This window comes from Amycolatopsis sp. NPDC031561 (genome assembly GCF_055580625.1).
Map to the genome: position 1 here is coordinate 151,727 of NZ_JBVILA010000016.1, position 16,331 is coordinate 168,057.

Genomic DNA, 16,331 nt, shown 5'->3' on the forward strand with positions numbered 1-16,331 from the left:
CGTCCGCCGATCCCGTTCATCGTGAATGTAGCCGAGGAACCCGGGGGACCTGGAGCGACTCCAGGGGCGAGTACCGACATTGCGAAGCGGATTGTAATCCGCTAGCTTGAAAAATGAAGCGGATGAATATCCGCTACACCTCTCGGACGGACTCCCACCACCTCAACCTACGCCGTCGGGCGCTCGGTCCCGACGATCTGCGGAAAGAGATCCAGTGGACATCTCACTCGAAGTCAATGGCAGGACGGAACACCTGAGTGTCGATCCCGGGGTGACACTGCTGGACGCGCTGCGTGAGCGGCTCGCCGTCACGGGGCCGAAGAAGGGCTGCGACCGCGGGCAATGCGGCGCGTGCACGGTGCACGTCGACGGGCGGCCGGTGCTCTCCTGCCTAACCCTGGCCGCCACCGTGAAACAGCCGGTGACCACGGTCGAAGCACTGTCCACAGCGGATGGACTGCATCCGGTGCAGCAGGCCTTCGTCGACCAGGACGCCCTGCAGTGCGGGTTCTGCACGTCCGGACAGATCATGTCGGCGGTCGCCGCCGTCGAGCAGGACGTCCAGGACGTCCGCGAGTTCATGTCCGGCAACCTCTGCCGATGCGCGGCGTACCCGAACATCCTCGCGGCGGTCGAGCAGGCGAGGCGGGCCGATGCGTCCGTTTGAGCTGATCGCCCCCGAGACCGTCGAAGCCGCAGTCGCCTCACCCGGCACCTTCCTGGCGGGCGGGACCACGCTCGTCGACCTGATGAAACTCAATGTCCTGACACCGCAGCAGGTGCTGGACATCAACGCGGTCCCGCTCCGCGGCATCGACACCGCCGACGGGCTGCGGATCGGCGCGCTGGAGCGGATGAGCGACATCGCCGGGCACCCCGGCGTGTACCCGGCGATCTCCCGCGCCCTGCTGCTCAGCGCCTCCCAGCAGATCCGGAACATGGCCAGCATCGGCGGAAACCTGATGCAGCGCACCCGCTGCTCGTACTTCCGGGACGTCGCCATGCCGTGCAACCGGCGGGATCCCGGCAGTGGCTGCCCGGCGATCTCGGGTGCCAACCGCATGCACGCGGTACTCGGCACCAGCGACTCGTGCGTGGCGACCCACGCCAGTGACGTGGCCGTCGCGCTGGTCGCTCTCGACGCGCAGCTCCGGCTGGTGAGCTCCACCGGTAGCCGCACCGTCGAGCTGAGCTCCTTCTACCGGCAGCCGGGGGAAACCCCTGAGGTGGAGAACGACCTGCGCTCCGGCGAACTGATCGCCGAGGTCGTGGTCCCCAGGCTGGACTGGGCCTCGAACTCCACGTACGTCAAGGTGCGCGACAGGGCGTCCTACGAGTTCGCGCTGTGCTCCGCCGCTGTCGCGCTGCACATCGAGGACTCGCGCGTCGTCGACGCCAGGGTCGCGGTGGGTGGTGTGGCCACGGTGCCGTGGCGGCTGCCCGAGGTCGAGGCGGCCTTGCGCGGCGCACCGGCGACAGCGAGCGCATTCGAAGACGCCGCGGCGCTGGCCGTCGAGAACGCGCGCCCGTTGGCCGCGAACGGATTCAAGACGTCGTTGCTGCCGCGGACCATCGTCCGCGCGCTGCTCGAACTGACCGAGGGGAGCCGCTGATGACCAGCCGGGTGGACGGGCCGCTGAAGGTCACCGGCCAGGCCGAATACGGGGCGGACCACACCTTCCCCGGAATGGCCTACGGGTATGTCGTGACCAGCTCGATCGCCCATGGCGAGATCGAGGCGATGGACGTCGCGGAGGCACTGGATGCTCCCGGCGTGATCGGTGTGTACACGCCCTTCGACCCGCTCGAGCTGCGGACCCCGGTCACGATGTTCATGGGTGAGACCTGGGTTCCGTTGCAGGACAGGGAAGTTGCCTACTACGGCCAGCCGATCGGCTTCGTGGTGGCCGAGACCTACGAACAGGCGCGCGACGCCGCGATGCTCGTCGAGGTCTCCTACCTGCCCCGTCCCGCGTTGACGTCGCTGCAGGACGGCCTCGTCACGGCCGAAGACGCACCGGCGGCGAGGGACGGTTCACCACCGTCGCTCGCGGTCCTCGCGCCCGGCGTCGAGTCCATCGAGGACGCGCTGGCCGAGAGCCCGGTGGTCGTCGAAGCCACGTACACCACCGCGACCCAGAACCACGCCGCGATGGAACCGCATTCCGCGGTCGCCGTGTGGGGTCCCGACGGCCTGACGATCCACAGTGGAAACCAGGGGTCCGATCTCCAGGCCGCGGAACTCGCGGGTGCGCTGGACACGAAACCGTCCGAAGTGCACGCGGTGAACCCGTTCGTGGGCGGGGCGTTCGGCGGCAAGGGTCGCACGTCCACGCCGGCGTTCCTGGCGGCGGCCGCCGCCAGGGTCCTCGGCAGGCCGGTCAAGGCCGCGCTCAGCCGGGAACAGGTCTTCACCGCGACCGCGGGCCGCGCCGCGACCGTGCAGAAGATCGCCCTCGGGGCCGAGCACGACGGCACCCTCAACGCGCTGCGCCACGACTCCTGGTGCAGCACACCGATGGACCGGTCGTTCGTCGAGCCGACGTCGCACGGCACCTCACGCGAGTGGTACGCCACCCGGAACCTGGCCATCAGCCAGAAGATGGTGCCGCTGAACGTTCCGCCGACCACCTTCATGCGGGCGCCCGGCGAGGCGCCCGGGTCTTTCGCGCTGGAGAGCGCGATCGACGAGCTCGCGGTCGCGCTGAAGATGGATCCGATCGAGCTGCGCCAGCGGAACAACTCGACCGCGCCGCCCGGCAAGGATCTGCAGTGGTCGAGCAAGCACCTCGACGAATGCTTCCGGGTCGGCGCCGCCCGATTCGGCTGGTCGGAGCGCTCGCCCCAGGGACGGGAGGACGGAGATTGGCTCGTGGGCGTCGGCACGGCGACGGCCATGTTCCCCGCCCTGCGTTTCCCGGCGACGGTCGGGATCACCCTGCGGCCCGACGACACGGCTGTCGTCGCGACCAGCGGGGCGGATCCGGGAACCGGCCTGCTGACCGTGCTTTCCCTGGTCGGCGGGGAATCACTGGACATCTCGCCGGATCGGGTGGTGCCGCGGCTCGGTGACTCCGCGCTGCCGCCCGGCGGTATGTCCGGTGGCTCGACGGCCACCGCGAGCGCGGGAACGGCCATCATGATCGCCGCCGCCAAGGCGATCGACGACCTGCTGACAGTGGCGTCGGCCCCAGGAGCGCCGTTCGACGGCATGGACGTCTCCTACGCGGACGGCCGGGTGCTGGCCGGAGATCGGTCGATGACCTTCGGAGAGCTCCTGCGGGCCCTGAACCGCCCGTCGATCTCCGTGACCGGGTCGTCGGCACCCGGCGAGGAGCTGACGAAGCATTCGTTCAGCTCGTTCGGCGCCCAGTTCTGCGAAGTCCGCGTGCACAAGTGGACCCGCGAGATCCGGGTGTCCCGCATGCTCGGCGTATTCGACGCCGGCCGGATCATCAACCCGACGGCGGCGCGGAGCCAGATCATGGGAGGCATGATCTGGGGCGTCTCGGCCGCTCTGCACGAGGGGCTGGAGATCGAAGCCAACGGACGATTCGCCAACGGTGACTTCGCGAGCTACCTGATCCCGGTGAACGCGGACATCCCCGAGGTCGACGTCCATTTCGTCGAGTACCCGGACACCCTGCACAACTCGGTCGGCGCGAAGGGAATCGGCGAGATCGGCACCGTCGGGATGGCGGCGGCCGTGGCGAACGCCGTCCACAACGCCACCGGCATCCGGGTCCGGCACATCCCCATCCTGATCGAGGACCTTCTCGACGAGTAGGGGCACCGGCAGCTCAAGCCGTCGGCTAGATTCCACCACCAGGACCAGCGGGTGGAGAGCAGGTGGCGGCTTGAGCGGCTTCGGCAAGGGGAATCCCGGTATCGGCGGCGTCCTGCTCGCCGGGGCCGCCTTGTGCGCCGTCGCTGTCGGCGGCTGCACGGCCTCGGCGAGCGGCTTCCAGCCGCCACCGGTGAAGGCCGGTTTCGACTACCAGATCGGCGGCGCGTACCCGCCGCCGCCCGGGGCCGGGGTCGTCAGCCGCGACCACACCGTCAGCCCCGCCGAGGGCCTGTACAACATCTGTTACGTCAACGCGTTCCAGGCTCAGCCCGGGGCGGAGGGGGAGTGGGGCGACCTCCTGCTGCGCGACGCGAACGGCGACGTCGTCATGGACGAAGACTGGGGCGAAGCCCTGCTCGACCTCCGGACCGCGGACAAACGCGGGCGGGTGGCGGCCAAGGCGAACGAGTGGACCGACGAGTGCGCGGCCAAGGGCTACCGGGCGATCGAGCCGGACAACTACGACAGTTTCACCCGCTCCGAAGGCCTTCTGTCCGATGAGGACGCTCAGGCATACATTCGTTTGCTTTCCGCGTATGCCCACGAAAAGGGCCTCGCGATCGGGCAAAAGAACACCTCTGAACTGGCCCGGAACCGGCAGGCCAACGGGCTCGACTTCGCCGTCGCCGAAGAGTGCGGAGAGCAGGACAACTGTGACGAGTACGTTTCGTCGTTCGGCGACAACGTGATCGTCATCGAGTACACGGAGACCGGCCTCGCGAACGCGTGCGCCCGTTGGGGTAAGTCGCTCAGCATCGTCCGCCGTGACCGCGACGTCGTCCCCGAGGGCGCGTCCGGTTACCTCCGCAAGACCTGCTGACCCCTTCCCATCCCCGGCTGAAAGACCATTTTCCCCGGTAGTTTCACCATTCCGGCGCGACCGAACGGAGGTTGCGCCTTCCGGAGCCGTGGCCAGACTGGAGATCGGCGGGCACTGTCGTCGTCGTGTCCGGGCCGCCGAACCGTTGTTCGGTGCGTCGATGTCACTCGTGTGCCGCGAATCTTCCGATCGGCCGATTCGGCCGGGCGGGGGTGAAGGAGGACGGATGAGACTCGACCGGAAAATGGCCACCGCCTTGGCGGCCGTCGTCGTGCTGGTGATGTCACTGGCCGGCTCGGCTTCCATGGCCAGTGATCTGAACAGGGTGGAGCTGCCCGCGCCCGCCTGCTCGCCGGGCACCACGGTGGTGACCGACGACGGCCCGGTCTGCGGTGTCGCCGGACCCGAAGTCAGGTCATGGCAAGGAATCCGCTACGGCGCACCGCCGGTCGGCAGCCTGCGCTGGAAGCCACCGCGGCGCCCCGCCCCGTGGACCGAAGCGTTCGCCGCGACCGCGGAAGGCAACCAGTGCGCGCAGCCTTCCGGTGCCGGTCCGGGCTCGGACAACGAGGACTGCCTCAACCTGACCGTCCGGGTACCCGCCAAAGCGGGACCCGGTCCGTTCGCGGTGATGGTGCAGATCCACGGCGGCGGTTTCCTGCTGTGGAAGCCGCAGGACGCGAGCCGCCTGGTGACGGCGGGCAACGTCATCAGCGTGGAGGTCAACTACCGGCTCGGGATCTTCGGTTTCCTGGCGCACGAAGCGTTCGGCGCCCATGCCGGGAACTACGGGCTTCAGGACCAGCAGGCCGCGCTGCGCTGGGTGCAGCGGAACATCGCGCGGTTCGGTGGCGACCCGCACAACGTCACGATCTACGGCGCTTCCGCGGGCGGCTCGAGCGTCTGCGCCCACACCACGTCGCCCGCTTCGGCAGGGCTGTTCCACCGCGGTATCAGCGAAAGCGGGGAGTACAACTCGCTGCTCGGCGTGGACACCGTGTGGCAGGCGCAGGACTGCAAGGCGAAACTGCCCACCGAGAAACAGGCCCACCGCGCCGGGGCACGCTTCGCCACCGCCGTGGGCTGCGGCGTCGCGGCCGAAGCCGCAGCGTGCCTGCGCGGGGCACCCGCTGCCACCCTGCTCGAACAGGCGGGTCACGGGAGGGAACCCGACAGCGGGACGATCGCGCCGATCGTGAACGGAACGACGTTGCCGATGTCGCCAGGCGAGGCCTTCGCCACCGGGCGCGTCAACGACGTGTCGCTGATGCACGGCGTGGCCCGCGACGAGACCCAGCTGCCTTCCGCCTCGACCCCGGCCGACTACGACCGGCTGGTGGACCAGCAGTACGGCAAGCACGCGGCCGCTGTCCGTCGGACGTATCCGCTGGCGCGTTTCCCCGCACCGGCCCCGTTCCTGGCCTTCCGGACGATCGTGGCCGATTCCAACTCGGTCTGCCCCTCCGCGCTCAACAACGAACGGCTGGCGCGGCACATCCCGGTCTACGCCTATCAGATGGACGCCACGGAGGTGCCACCGCAGTTCTTCGTCGACCCCACGAAACCGAATGGCGCCTACCACATCGCCGAATGGCTGTTGCTGCTCCCGGACGGGGTCAAGCTCAATCCCAATCAGCAGGTGCTGTCCGACCAACTCGTCGCGCAGTGGACGGGATTCGCCCGTACCGGTGACCCGACGGTGGACGGTACGCCGCGCTGGGACCCTTACACCAAGGACAATCCCGTCGTCATGTCGCTCAACGCCGCGGGAGACAGTCAACTCACCTCCGAGATCCCTCGTCAGCACAAATGCGAACTCTGGAATCCGCTGACGCCTTTCACCGGCTAACGCAGAATCGCGTCGCCCCAGACCGCCGTCGGACTGCAGGGCGAGTCGATGTTGTCGACTTGCAGGAGCAGTTGCCTGCCTTCGGCCACGGGCAAGTCCACCAGGTCCACCTGGCCGGGACGCAGGTCCCGGCTGGCCAGCGTCCGCCCGTCGATGGTCACGAGGAATCGCGTGACCGTGTCGGCGGGCGCGCCTTCCGCGATGCCGAGTGTCGCGTGAAACCGCTGGAATCGCCGGTTGACGGCGAAGACCTCGTGGCCGTCGTCGGATTTCGAACAGGTGCTGCCGATGAAACTGTGCGGGTAGATCTTCCCGTTGACCGCGACTTCGCCTCGTCGCCAGTCGCCGTAGCCTCCCTCGACCTTCGGCAAGCCCGTGAGCCAGGTACCGCCGTTCGGTGGTGGCGGCGGCGAGGAGGTCGGTGTCGTCGTGTTCGGTAGCGCATCGATCGCGGCGGTCAGGCCGGAAGGCGGGAGGGGCACGCTTTGTCGTGTCGTCAGCGAATACCCGAAGACACCCGCGCCGGCGACCGCGACCGCGACGCCGGCGGCGAGCCACACATCGACGGTGTCGCCCCAACGCCGCCACACGACGAAGATCCCGAGGAGCACCGCGCCGAAGCTGGTCGCCCAAACGATCGGCAGTCCGCCGCCGACGATGAGGACCGACACCGCCGCCACGTCGGCTACGACGCCGAGTGTCTGGGGGAGGAAACGCGCGGGTTTGACCGTGATTTCACCAGCAGTGGGAGGTTCGATACTCACCTGCCCAAAGTGGCAGAGTCCGGCCTCGGGAATACGCGAATCCGCCGGTTTCACCCCATCGTGCGGAGTCCGAAATCCTTTCATGTCAACGTGTTCTGATCCGGTTACGGCCTATTCAAAGCCAATTTCGGCAGTTCTCGGGCTACGTCGTCAGGAGAGGGCATTCGGATGATTTCTTCGGCAATCGTGCGGGCGGCGTCGCGATGACTGCTGTTTCCTCGGTGCGGCAGCAGTTTCCGGGTGTTTTCGGTGATGGCGTCCGCACTCAGCTCGCCGGGCAGGAGGCACAGCCCGGCGCCCGCGGTGCTGAGTGCATCGGCGTTGGCGAACTGGTCCGCGCCTTGAGGGAGGATCAGCTGCGGGAGGCCGACGGCGAGCGCGCCCAGGGTCGTACCGCTGCCGCCGTGGTGCACGACGGCGTCGACGTGCGGCAACAACTCCGCTTGCGATACCCAAGGCCGTACTGTGACGTTGTCCGGTATGGCGCCCAGTTCCTCGGGGCGAACCCGTCCGCAGGCGACCATAACCCGCGCGCCGAGCGCCGCCAGTCCCCGGATGGCGGTCGTGAGCACCTCCGGCGTGCCGAAGGCGGTGCCGAGCGTCAGATAGATCAGTGGTCGCGAAGTGGTATCGCTGCGCCACGGGGGAGATGCCGGTTCGGAGTAGGGAACGGGGCGCAGCTCGATGCGCTCGGCCGTCGCGAGGAAGTCCTTGTCCTGCAAAGAAGGTGGGCAGATGTCGAGGTGTGGTCCGCCGGTGGGCACCTGGAGCCCGATCCCGTCGGGGAACATGCGGCCGAACCCGTGCCAGAGGCTGGGAACTCCGGCGCGTCGCGCGGCGACGGCCGCCCCCGGCAATCCCCATTCGTGCACGACGAGGTCGGGTCGAAGCCGTGCCAGTTCCGGTTCGAGATCCTCGGCGTAGATCTCGTAGAACGAATCCGCGGGGCGAAAGGGCTGGAGCCCGTTTCTGCGCAGTGGCGGGTGAACGCTCTCGCCGGCGGTGAAATGCACCTCGTGCCCGGCCTCCTTGGCGGCGACCGCGAGCGGGATCAGCGGGTAGGTGTGGCCGACCGATGCGAGGGCGGCGAAGAGTACGCGCATGCGGATCAGTTCCACTCGCGGTAGAAGGGATGTTCCGATCAGATGTTCACATCATCTGAGAGTGGCAGTACCTCATCCGGGTCGTTTGCCATGATGGGCGGGTGAAGCAGGTGGTGATCGGCCTCGACGGGCATGCCCTCGTCCTGAGTGATGTCGTCCGCGGAGCCCGAGGAGAGATCTGGTCTGTCGGCGTCGAGGTCGTCGACACCGGACTACGTGCCGAGAAGACCGTGGCGTCTCACTACGCCGTGGGCTTTGACGATCTCGTCGAGTTCTTTGCCGGAATGGCGGAGAACTGGCACGGGTGGGCAGGTGACCGTGTTTACGAGTCTCTCGAGCACGATCTCCGGATTGTGGGACGACATCTCGGAAGCCGAGTCCGCCTGGTCGTCGAATTGGCCGAAGCGTCCGATCCCGACGGCTGGCGCGCCGAAGCGACCTTCACGGTGGACGCGGGTGAACAACTCAGTGCCGTCGCCGATGATCTCGCGGCACTCCTCGGAGTCGAGTGACGCAGGGGATCACCAGTCGATCGGCACCGCGACCGGGCCTTGGAGCGTCAGGAACATCCGCCGCCAGACGAGTTCTTCGATCGGCACCGCGAGGCGCAGGCGTGGAGCGGCCGCCAGCAATGCGGTGACCCCGGTCTGCAGTTGCAGCCGGGCCAGCGCCGCGCCGAGGCAACGGTGCGGCCCATGGCCGAAGGTGAGATGCCCGCGCGCCCGAGCGGGATCGATCAGCGCCGGTTCGGGAAAGCGGCGGGCGTCGTGATTGCCCGCGCGCAGGGGTGCGAGGACGTACTCTCCCGCGCGGATCGGTACCCCGCCGATGTCGGCGTCCTCGATCGCCACCCGTCCCTGGTCGGCTGCCGAGCCTTGGTCCTTCCGCAAAAGTTCCTCGATCAACTCGGGCACCGACGCGGGATCGCGGGGGAGTTCCGGTTCGGCCGCGAGCCGCAGCACGATCAGGGCCAGGGCGTTCGCGGACGGAACGTATCCACCGAGAAGGACCGCAAAGGCGAGCTGGGTGACCTCCTCCGGGCTCAGCGCGTCACCGTTGTCGTCCCGCGCCTGGAGCAACCCGGTCAGCAGGTCCTCGCCGGGGTCGTGGCGTTTCGTCTCGACCAGTTCCGCGAGGTAGCCGCCCAGTTTCCGGGCGGCTTCGGCCATGTCCTGATAACTCGGCGCGGTGAACACCGCGAGCATGCCGTCCGCCCAGGCCCGCAGATCGTCACGAGCCGCGGGTGGGACACCGAGGAGCTCGTTGAGTACCGACAGCGCGAGCGGGATCGCGTATCCGTCCAGCACTTCCGCCGGCGGGCCCTGCGCGATCAGCTTCTTGGCCAGATCTTCCGCGAGCGCTTCCACGCGCGAACGCAGCTGCTCCACCCGCCGCGGGGTGAGAGCCTTGGCGGCAAGGCGTCTGAGCCGCGCGTGTTCCCGCCCGTTCATCGTGAAGAGCAGGCCCCCGTCGCCGTCTTCGGGGACACCGGGAATCCACACCTGGAATCGCGGGTCGGCCAGCAAGGCGCGGATGTCGTCGTAGCGGGTGACGAGCCAGGCGTCTTCGCCGGTCGCGAGATGTACGCGGCCGACGGGCTCCTCGTTCTGCCGCCGGGTGTATTCGACCGGGCAGCGCATCGGTTCGGTGCCCGTGAACGGATAGTCCATGTGATCCCCCTATTTCTTCGGTTTGGCCGCCTCTCCGGCCAGTGCGTGCAGTGGCATCAGCGCTGAGCCCTCGCCGACCCTGAGCGCTCGGGCGGTGAGCAGCCGGTACAGCTCGTCGGCGGCCTTGACCAATCGCGCGGCGCGGTCCGCGACCGAGTCCGGCTCCGAGTCGAGCTCGGCGAGTGCTGCGGCGAGGACCTGTTCGGCGTCACGCTGCTGGCGCTGCGCGACCGCCGCGATCAGTTCGTCGACCGGGGTGACCAGGGTGCGGCGACGGTCGGCGGGATCCGGACGTGTGCGCAGGGCGCCTTGCTCTCGCAGTTTCGCAACGGCGGTGGAGACGTGGCTCTGCGCGAAACCGGTGCGCGCGGTCAGTTCGCTGATCGAGATGTCCGGTGCTTCGACGATCACCGAGATGAGCACGAGGTCGATCTCCGGTACTTCCGGATCCGCGTCGTCGCGCATGCCGTGGGACGCGAGCTCCATCAGGTGCTTGCCGAGCAGGTACAGCTCACCGGCTTTCATATCGAAAAAGATACATCTAAAACGATGTAAATGGCGAGCGGATCGCGTCCTACGACCGCTGCTTGGTCTCGTAGACCTCTGGATCGAGGATGGTGCGCTTGATCGCCTCGCGCCGCTTGCACATCTTCTCCAGGGCGTCGACGACGCTCTCGGCAAGACAATGAGAGTCCTGGACGACAGTCGCTCGAAGGGGGCTCGTGCCGGTGTCGATCAGCGTTCGGGCCTCGGTCGTACCGTCCACTCCGATGATCACGGTGTCCGTCGTGACCGGCGAAGTCGACGCTCGAAGCGCGTCGACCGCGCCCAGCGCCATCTCGTCGTTGGTGCAGAACACCGCGTCCAGGCGGCCATGTCGCGAAGCGAGCGCGCGACTGTGGGATTGCACGGCGTCCTGGGCGCGGAGCCGGTTGAAGGCGCAGCTGTCGTTGACGGTGATCGAAACCTCAGGCAGCTCCGCCTGTAGAACGGTCGCGCAGTGACTTTGCCGCGTTTGGTGCTGCCGGCTCGCCACGATCAGCACATGAGGCCGCCGGCTGCTCCGCTCTCGCAGGTATGCCGCCAGCCAGCGACCCGCGAGTGCCCCGAGATCGGAACTGAGGTATCCGACGAAAACGGCGTTGCGCGAGTACTGGTCTTCGTCGTCGAACGGTTCGACATCGGTGAAAACCACCGGCAGGGCCAACTCCGTGCAGAACTCGACGAGATCCAGCCTCAACCGCCGCACTTCGGTCGCGACGACGATCCCGCCGATGTAAGCCCGGCGCGCGGCCAGAATCCTGCGCAGGTGGTGTGCCTGGGCGGCGGCGTCATAGTCCCGATCGGGCACCTTCAACACCAGATCGATGCCGTTGCGGTCCAGCACGCCGTGCATACGTTGCACGAAACCGGCGACCCAGTACTTCTGCCTGAAAGCGGACGTGACCAGGAAGGCCTGCCGGGTGCGCCTCGGCCACCGTGTCCGTTGAAGCAGGAGAAGACCCGCGACCACCACGCCTACGACCAGGACAGACCACGCGGGCACCTTCGCCGTCATCGCGTCGCTCCGGACCACCGCGAGTACTCCGGCGAGGACCAGACCACCGGCAACCGAGGTGACGACGGTGAACCGCACCGGCGTGCGATCGCGGTCCAGCAACTTCACGGTGATTCCCCCTCCGGCAAACGGAAACAGGCAGCGATTATGTGCCCGATGACCGTTGGTTTCCATGATGAGGACGAACCGTTTGCTCATACCGTGCGAACAACGCCCGGCCGGACTTCACACTTGGCGTACCAAACCGGATTCCCAAGCCCACACGGCGATCTCGGTGCGGTTGCGAGCCGCGATCTTGCGCTGGATCGACGCGAGATGGGTTTTACGGTGGACAGGGAGATCGTCAGCTCCGCGGCGATCTCGGCGTTCGTCCGGCCGCGCGCGATGGCCCGGGTGACGTCGAGTTCACGCTGGCTCAGGGCCGGGTCGGCGACGGGCACGACGCCGGAGTGGGGAGCCGGTGAAGTGGGCGAGCAGCCGGGTGGTGATCGACGGCGAGACCAGGGCTTCGCCGTTCGCGGCCGCGTGCACGGCTTCCACCAGCAGGCCGGGACCGGCGTCCTTGAGGAGGAATCCGCAGGCGCCGGAGCAGAGCGCCTCGTGCACCAGTTCGTCGAGGTCGAAGGTGGTGACGACCAGAACGTGCAGTGGGTCCTTCACGTCGGGCCGGTCAAAAGGACTAGGGCGTGTTTCATGAGGCTGTTCGATGGGCTTCGTGATCCAGGTGGTTCCTGACGGTGCGGGCGGATCGGCCTCGTACCGGGTCGTACTCGGCCGCATCCGCCCGTGCCGTCAGGGGCCACCTGGGCGCGGAGACCGCGAACAGGGCTTATGAAACACGCCCTAGGCCTGGTTCAAGGCCCGTTCGATCGCGCGACGTGCCCGGCCGGCGGCCGCTCGGTCGTGCTGGAGCTGCATGGCCGCGTTCAGGGCCAGTCCGGCGGCGACGATCTCGAACAGCGCCTGGTCGATGTCGAATCCGGCGGGGAGCTCGCCGTTCTCCACTGCCGCGGCCAGGTCCGCCCTCAGTTGTCCTCGCCAGCGTGACCACACCTCGGCCACCGCGTCGCGGACGCGACCGGGGCGACCGTCGTACTCGGTAAGCGCCGCGGTCATCAGACAGCCGCCGGGCAGCAGGGGTTCTTCCAGGTAGCCGACCGAGCCGGCACAGACCGCGCGCAACCGCCGAAGACCGGGCGGCTCAGCGAGCGCGGGCTCGACCACCCGGTGCCAGAAGTCCACGAACGCCTTGTCCAGCGTGGAGATCTGCAGCGTCTCCTTGGTACCGAAGTGTTTGTGCACCCCGGACTTGCTCATCTCCAGCTCCTCGGCGAGCCGCCCGATGGTGATGCCGTCCAGCCCTTCCTCGGAGGCGATCTCGGCGGCACGGACGAGGATCCGGCTCTTGGTGGCCTGCGCTTCGGCCGCTGAGCGTCGAGGTGACATGCCTTGAGAATAGCGTACGCACGTACGCTAAATTCGACGGCGACCCCGAAGACGAAGGAGCGCGAGATGCGGGTGCGAAGGCTGGGCTGGGCCGGACTGGAGATCGAGGCGGGTGGTGAGCGGCTGGTGATCGACTACGTGCGAGACCTGTCGCCGCTGTTCACGGGGTGGAAGTCCGGCGAGGGACTGGTGATGCCGAGCGGGAAGGTCGCCGTCGCGCTGGTGACCCATCTGCACCGGGACCACACTGACGCGACCGCGCTCGCGGACGTGCTGATGCCGGGAGCACCGGTGCTCCGGCCGGCTCCCGGTCACGGCGACGACGTGGACAACGTGACGACACTGCCCGTCGAGCGCGAGCTGATCCTGCACCGCCTGGCCGCCGAGGTCGTGGATCCCTGGGCCACAAGCGAAATCGGGCCGTTCCGGGTCACCGCGGTCCCGGCCGTCGACGGACTCGGCGACCCTCAGCTGAACTGGGTGGTGCAGGCCGACGGGCAACGGGTCTTTCACGGTGGCGACACGATGTTCCACGGCTACTGGTGGCTCATCGCGCGCCGGTTCAGCCCGTTCGACGCGGTGTTCCTACCCGCCAACGGCGCGGTGGTCGACGCGCCGCATCTCCAGCCCCCGAGTCCGCTGCCCGCAGCGATGGACCCGAGGCAGTCCGCCGCCGCCGCAGAAATCCTTGACGCCCGGTACGCGGTTCCGATGCACTACGAAGCGGAACAGCCGGACAAGATCGCGGGCTACGTCGAGATCGCCGATCCGGAGAACGAGTTCCGCGCGCATGCCGGACGACGCGAGCACGTGCTGGCCGTCGGGGAGTGGCTGGACCTGACCGCCTGACCGCAACGGTCACGCGGTCGCAGTTCTCGCCAATACCGCGCGCGCGTTGGCGAAAGCCGTGCGAAGTGCCTGCTCCGGTGCGGGATCCCAGGACCGGGTGGTCACGACCATGTCGTCCGGGTCGGGTGAGCCAAGGCAGTACGGCGCCAACGCGGAGAAGAAATCCGTTGGGGCGAAAGAACTCTCGGGAGTGTGCACGCCGGGTTCGGCGCCCGAAAGCAGTCCGAGCGCGACGCCCATGGGAATCCCGGTCACTTCACCCATGGTGGTACCGGGTAACTGCGCCAGTGCGCACCCGACCGCGGCCGGCCGTTCGCGATGGGTTCCGTTGGCCAGCGCGAAGATCGGGGGCAGCCGTCCGGGCCCCAAGGTCCGTTCGAAGGTGCTCGGCAGCACGCGTTCGGCCCGCTCGATGATCGACGCGGCCCGGTGTGGTGACAGGATGCCCCGGTCCACGGCGGCACCGATCGCGGCCACCGCCGTCATCACGCCGGGCCCGGCGAAGGCGACATTGACGCTCGTCGTGCCGGGAAACACGCGCGGGAGCGTGAGCGCCTCGGGATGGCCGAAGGTCCGCACGGTTCGTCGTCCGACGCCGGGATAGTCGATCCGGACCGGTCGCAGCGGGCGTTCGTCGACGGCCCGGCCGTGCCGGGTGACGTGGATCGTCCCGGTGACCTGCTGGATGCCGTGCACCACCGCCGCGCTGGGTTTGCCGTCGGGGGTCGCTTCGGGCGGCGCCGCCTCGAGGCTCCACCCGGTGATGATCTCGTCCACGGAGTCCAGCTGGGTTGCGGCGAGAACGGCGAGCAGATTGGTGATCCCTGGACTTGCGCCGATGCCGACCACCGCGGTGACGCCCGCCGAACGGGCGAAAGCGTCCAGTTCGAGCATCGGGGCGATCGGCTCCCAGTCGTCGCAGATGTCGAGGTAGGAGCATCCGGCATCGATTGCGGCGCGCAGGATCGGCTCCCCGAAACGGAAGAACGGCCCGACGGTGTTGAGCACCACGTCGGCATCGGCGAGAGCCGCCCGCAACGCTGGAGCGTCGGTCACGTCCAAGGCCAGGCTGCGCACGCCGAGCCCCACGGCGGCCGCGGCGCGTTCGGCGCGGCCGCCGTCCAGGTCGGTCACGATCAAATCGGTGACCTGCTCAAGGCCGGACGCGACACGACAGGCGTACCTGCCCATGCCTCCGGCGCCGCCCAGTGCCAGTACTCGCATGCCCCGGCTCCCCGCTGATATATTTACTGTCGTGTCAGTCAATAAAGTAGGGCGGCCGAGCAAGGCTCGTCAACGCATGGGAGAAATCCTGCGGGCCATGACGGCGGTCGTGGCCCGCGACGGGCTGGCGGGCATCACCATCGCCAACGTCGCCGCGGCGGCCGGGCTGCAGCGCACCCTCGTGCTGCACTACTTCGGCAGCCGCGACGAGCTGATGGCCTCCTTCATCACCACTGCCGTCGCCGAGTACGGCGATCGCATGGTCGGCGGCGACGGGCCCGAGCGCGAGCCGATCGAAGCGCGGCTGGACCGGTTGTTCGAACCCGGCACCTACCGCAGTCGCGAGGACTTGGTGGTCTGGGCCGAGCTGGTCGCCAAGGCGGCGAGGGACCAGACCGTCCGGCAGCGCCTGCACGAGTTGTGGACCGGCCGATGGCTACCCGAGATCGAGCGACAGCTCGGCCTCGCGTACCCGGACGCCGACGCCGAGCGCGTCGAGCAGGTCGGCTACGCCCTGGCGTGCTTGGTGGAAGCGCATTGGTACTTCCAGCTGCAGGGAGTCGACGACGACCGCAGGCGACGGCAGGCGCAGCAAGCCGCCCGGACGCTGCTGGCCACCCTCGGCGCCTAGTGTCTCGACGGTGAAGATCTGGACGGAGCCGCCTGCCAAGACCGACGTCGAAGCCGTTATCCGAAGCTACTTCGGCTTCCTGCGGGCTGGAAAGATGCCTGAGGCCGAACAACTCGTCGATCACACGTCGGTCAAGCACGTGCTCAAATCTCTCTGGACAGGTTCCGTCGGTGCGGGCCTTGATGCGGAGTCCGCTGCCGGTGAATGGGAACGCGACTTGTCCTGGCTCGGCGAGCTCGACCTGGGGAGCTTCGCCTGGGGTGACTCCGGCAGCAATCTGTACGTCGAGATCTCCTTTCGAGAGCAGACGATCGAGGTGGCCTTGGGCTTCTGGGTCAAATCTGTCGAGGACGGTTGGGTCGTCTCGGGACCGTCCACGCTCTGGTAGTCGTGAGTGGCGTTTCGTGTTCTAACCCGAATCGCCACTCACGACCGAAAAGCCGCTGATCCCGGCCACCGTGAGGGCCACACCAGCCTTCCAGGGTGTCGGGGGGGGGAAGGGGGGGGGGGGGGGGTGGGCCTAAAGGGGTGGTTTTGGCCGGGAAACCTCGGGCGCCAAAAACAAACACA

General features: G+C 68.1%; 16 protein-coding genes and 1 pseudogene. 9 read left to right on the forward strand and 8 right to left on the reverse strand.

The genetic code is table 11. The features are described 5' to 3' along the window. Nucleotides 1-214 precede the first annotated feature (214 nt). The 5 genes from ACZ5IK_RS27975 (at nucleotide 215) to ACZ5IK_RS27995 (ending at nucleotide 6,516) form a co-directional block, all read left to right on the forward strand. Nucleotides 215-667: a (2Fe-2S)-binding protein gene (locus ACZ5IK_RS27975; RefSeq protein ID WP_465490403.1), complete on the forward strand. Its 453-nt coding sequence runs from the start codon at nucleotides 215-217 to the stop codon at nucleotides 665-667. Beyond that, the gene (locus ACZ5IK_RS27980) at nucleotides 654-1,613 is read left to right on the forward strand and encodes an FAD binding domain-containing protein (protein WP_465490404.1); all 960 of its coding nucleotides are present in this window, start codon (nucleotides 654-656) and stop codon (nucleotides 1,611-1,613) included. Before ACZ5IK_RS27975 ends, ACZ5IK_RS27980 begins: the two co-directional genes overlap by 14 nt. After that, complete coding sequence (locus ACZ5IK_RS27985; RefSeq protein ID WP_465490405.1) at nucleotides 1,613-3,787, forward strand: xanthine dehydrogenase family protein molybdopterin-binding subunit; 2,175 nt, start codon at nucleotides 1,613-1,615, stop codon at nucleotides 3,785-3,787. Before ACZ5IK_RS27980 ends, ACZ5IK_RS27985 begins: the two co-directional genes overlap by 1 nt. Before the next feature lie 70 nt (nucleotides 3,788-3,857). Beyond that, entirely contained in the window at nucleotides 3,858-4,667 is an 810-nt protein-coding gene (locus tag ACZ5IK_RS27990; RefSeq protein WP_465490406.1) for an endo alpha-1,4 polygalactosaminidase, read from the forward strand. A 226-nt stretch (nucleotides 4,668-4,893) separates the two neighbouring features. Continuing rightward, nucleotides 4,894-6,516, forward strand: coding sequence for a carboxylesterase/lipase family protein (locus ACZ5IK_RS27995; protein ID WP_465490407.1), 1,623 nt, complete (start codon nucleotides 4,894-4,896; stop codon nucleotides 6,514-6,516). Here ACZ5IK_RS27995 and ACZ5IK_RS28000 read toward each other — a convergent pair. Together ACZ5IK_RS28000 and ACZ5IK_RS28005 are read right to left on the reverse strand one after the other, a co-directional pair. Then, entirely contained in the window at nucleotides 6,513-7,280 is a 768-nt protein-coding gene (locus ACZ5IK_RS28000; RefSeq protein WP_465490408.1) for an NPCBM/NEW2 domain-containing protein, read from the reverse strand. The two genes, ACZ5IK_RS27995 and ACZ5IK_RS28000, sit on opposite strands and share 4 nt — an antisense overlap. 104 nt (nucleotides 7,281-7,384) lie before the next feature. Continuing rightward, entirely contained in the window at nucleotides 7,385-8,383 is a 999-nt protein-coding gene (locus ACZ5IK_RS28005; protein WP_465490458.1) for a glycosyltransferase, read from the reverse strand. 101 nt (nucleotides 8,384-8,484) lie between these two features. On the opposite strand from ACZ5IK_RS28005, the gene ACZ5IK_RS28010 reads away from it, so the two are divergent. Then, nucleotides 8,485-8,895: a DUF6228 family protein gene (locus ACZ5IK_RS28010; protein ID WP_465490409.1), complete on the forward strand. Its 411-nt coding sequence runs from the start codon at nucleotides 8,485-8,487 to the stop codon at nucleotides 8,893-8,895. A 9-nt stretch (nucleotides 8,896-8,904) separates the two neighbouring features. On the opposite strand, the gene ACZ5IK_RS28015 is transcribed toward ACZ5IK_RS28010, so the two are convergent. From ACZ5IK_RS28015 to ACZ5IK_RS28035, 5 genes and pseudogenes are all read right to left on the reverse strand, one after another. Continuing rightward, the gene (locus ACZ5IK_RS28015) at nucleotides 8,905-10,053 is read right to left on the reverse strand and encodes a cytochrome P450 (RefSeq protein ID WP_465490410.1); all 1,149 of its coding nucleotides are present in this window, start codon (nucleotides 10,051-10,053) and stop codon (nucleotides 8,905-8,907) included. Nucleotides 10,054-10,062: 9 nt separating this feature from the next. Further along, nucleotides 10,063-10,578 (reverse strand): MarR family winged helix-turn-helix transcriptional regulator, encoded by a 516-nt coding sequence (locus ACZ5IK_RS28020; protein WP_465490411.1) that lies wholly within the window; start codon nucleotides 10,576-10,578, stop codon nucleotides 10,063-10,065. 49 nt (nucleotides 10,579-10,627) lie between these two features. Then, the gene (locus ACZ5IK_RS28025) at nucleotides 10,628-11,809 is read right to left on the reverse strand and encodes a sugar ABC transporter substrate-binding protein (RefSeq protein WP_465490412.1); all 1,182 of its coding nucleotides are present in this window, start codon (nucleotides 11,807-11,809) and stop codon (nucleotides 10,628-10,630) included. A gap of 27 nt (nucleotides 11,810-11,836) precedes the next feature. After that, nucleotides 11,837-12,277, reverse strand: a pseudogene (locus ACZ5IK_RS28030) (LuxR C-terminal-related transcriptional regulator); the annotation flags it as partial. Nucleotides 12,278-12,454: 177 nt separating this feature from the next. After that, on the reverse strand, nucleotides 12,455-13,057 hold the full coding sequence (locus tag ACZ5IK_RS28035) for a TetR/AcrR family transcriptional regulator (RefSeq protein ID WP_465490413.1): 603 nt from the start codon (nucleotides 13,055-13,057) through the stop codon (nucleotides 12,455-12,457). Nucleotides 13,058-13,123: 66 nt separating this feature from the next. Between ACZ5IK_RS28035 and ACZ5IK_RS28040 the strand changes: the two genes are divergently transcribed. Next, entirely contained in the window at nucleotides 13,124-13,906 is a 783-nt protein-coding gene (locus tag ACZ5IK_RS28040; protein ID WP_465490414.1) for an MBL fold metallo-hydrolase, read from the forward strand. Nucleotides 13,907-13,915: 9 nt separating this feature from the next. Here ACZ5IK_RS28040 and ACZ5IK_RS28045 read toward each other — a convergent pair whose 3' ends face one another. Beyond that, nucleotides 13,916-15,130: a saccharopine dehydrogenase family protein gene (locus ACZ5IK_RS28045; protein WP_465490415.1), complete on the reverse strand. Its 1,215-nt coding sequence runs from the start codon at nucleotides 15,128-15,130 to the stop codon at nucleotides 13,916-13,918. Between the two features lie 97 nt (nucleotides 15,131-15,227). Here ACZ5IK_RS28045 and ACZ5IK_RS28050 point away from each other — a divergent pair, with 97 nt between their 5' ends. Continuing rightward, nucleotides 15,228-15,761 (forward strand): TetR/AcrR family transcriptional regulator, encoded by a 534-nt coding sequence (locus ACZ5IK_RS28050; protein ID WP_465490416.1) that lies wholly within the window; start codon nucleotides 15,228-15,230, stop codon nucleotides 15,759-15,761. A gap of 10 nt (nucleotides 15,762-15,771) precedes the next feature. Further along, the gene (locus ACZ5IK_RS28055; protein ID WP_465490417.1) at nucleotides 15,772-16,149 is read left to right on the forward strand and encodes a hypothetical protein; all 378 of its coding nucleotides are present in this window, start codon (nucleotides 15,772-15,774) and stop codon (nucleotides 16,147-16,149) included. Nucleotides 16,150-16,331 lie beyond the last annotated feature (182 nt).

Bases quoted from the DNA above. Each gene is read 5' to 3' on its own strand.
- ACZ5IK_RS28020 (WP_465490411.1), bottom strand. From the start codon at position 10,578: ATGAAAGCCGGTGAGCTGTACCTGCTCGGCAAGCACCTGATGGAGCTC.
- ACZ5IK_RS27980 (WP_465490404.1), top strand. From the start codon at position 654: ATGCGTCCGTTTGAGCTGATCGCCCCCGAGACCGTCGAAGCCGCAGTC.
- ACZ5IK_RS28045 (WP_465490415.1), bottom strand. From the start codon at position 15,130: ATGCGAGTACTGGCACTGGGCGGCGCCGGAGGCATGGGCAGGTACGCC.
- ACZ5IK_RS28035 (WP_465490413.1), bottom strand. From the start codon at position 13,057: ATGTCACCTCGACGCTCAGCGGCCGAAGCGCAGGCCACCAAGAGCCGG.
- ACZ5IK_RS28025 (WP_465490412.1), bottom strand. From the start codon at position 11,809: ATGAGCAAACGGTTCGTCCTCATCATGGAAACCAACGGTCATCGGGCA.
- ACZ5IK_RS27995 (WP_465490407.1), top strand. From the start codon at position 4,894: ATGAGACTCGACCGGAAAATGGCCACCGCCTTGGCGGCCGTCGTCGTG.
- ACZ5IK_RS28015 (WP_465490410.1), bottom strand. From the start codon at position 10,053: ATGGACTATCCGTTCACGGGCACCGAACCGATGCGCTGCCCGGTCGAA.
- ACZ5IK_RS28050 (WP_465490416.1), top strand. From the start codon at position 15,228: ATGACGGCGGTCGTGGCCCGCGACGGGCTGGCGGGCATCACCATCGCC.
- ACZ5IK_RS28005 (WP_465490458.1), bottom strand. From the start codon at position 8,383: ATGCGCGTACTCTTCGCCGCCCTCGCATCGGTCGGCCACACCTACCCG.
- ACZ5IK_RS27985 (WP_465490405.1), top strand. From the start codon at position 1,613: ATGACCAGCCGGGTGGACGGGCCGCTGAAGGTCACCGGCCAGGCCGAA.
- ACZ5IK_RS28040 (WP_465490414.1), top strand. From the start codon at position 13,124: ATGCGGGTGCGAAGGCTGGGCTGGGCCGGACTGGAGATCGAGGCGGGT.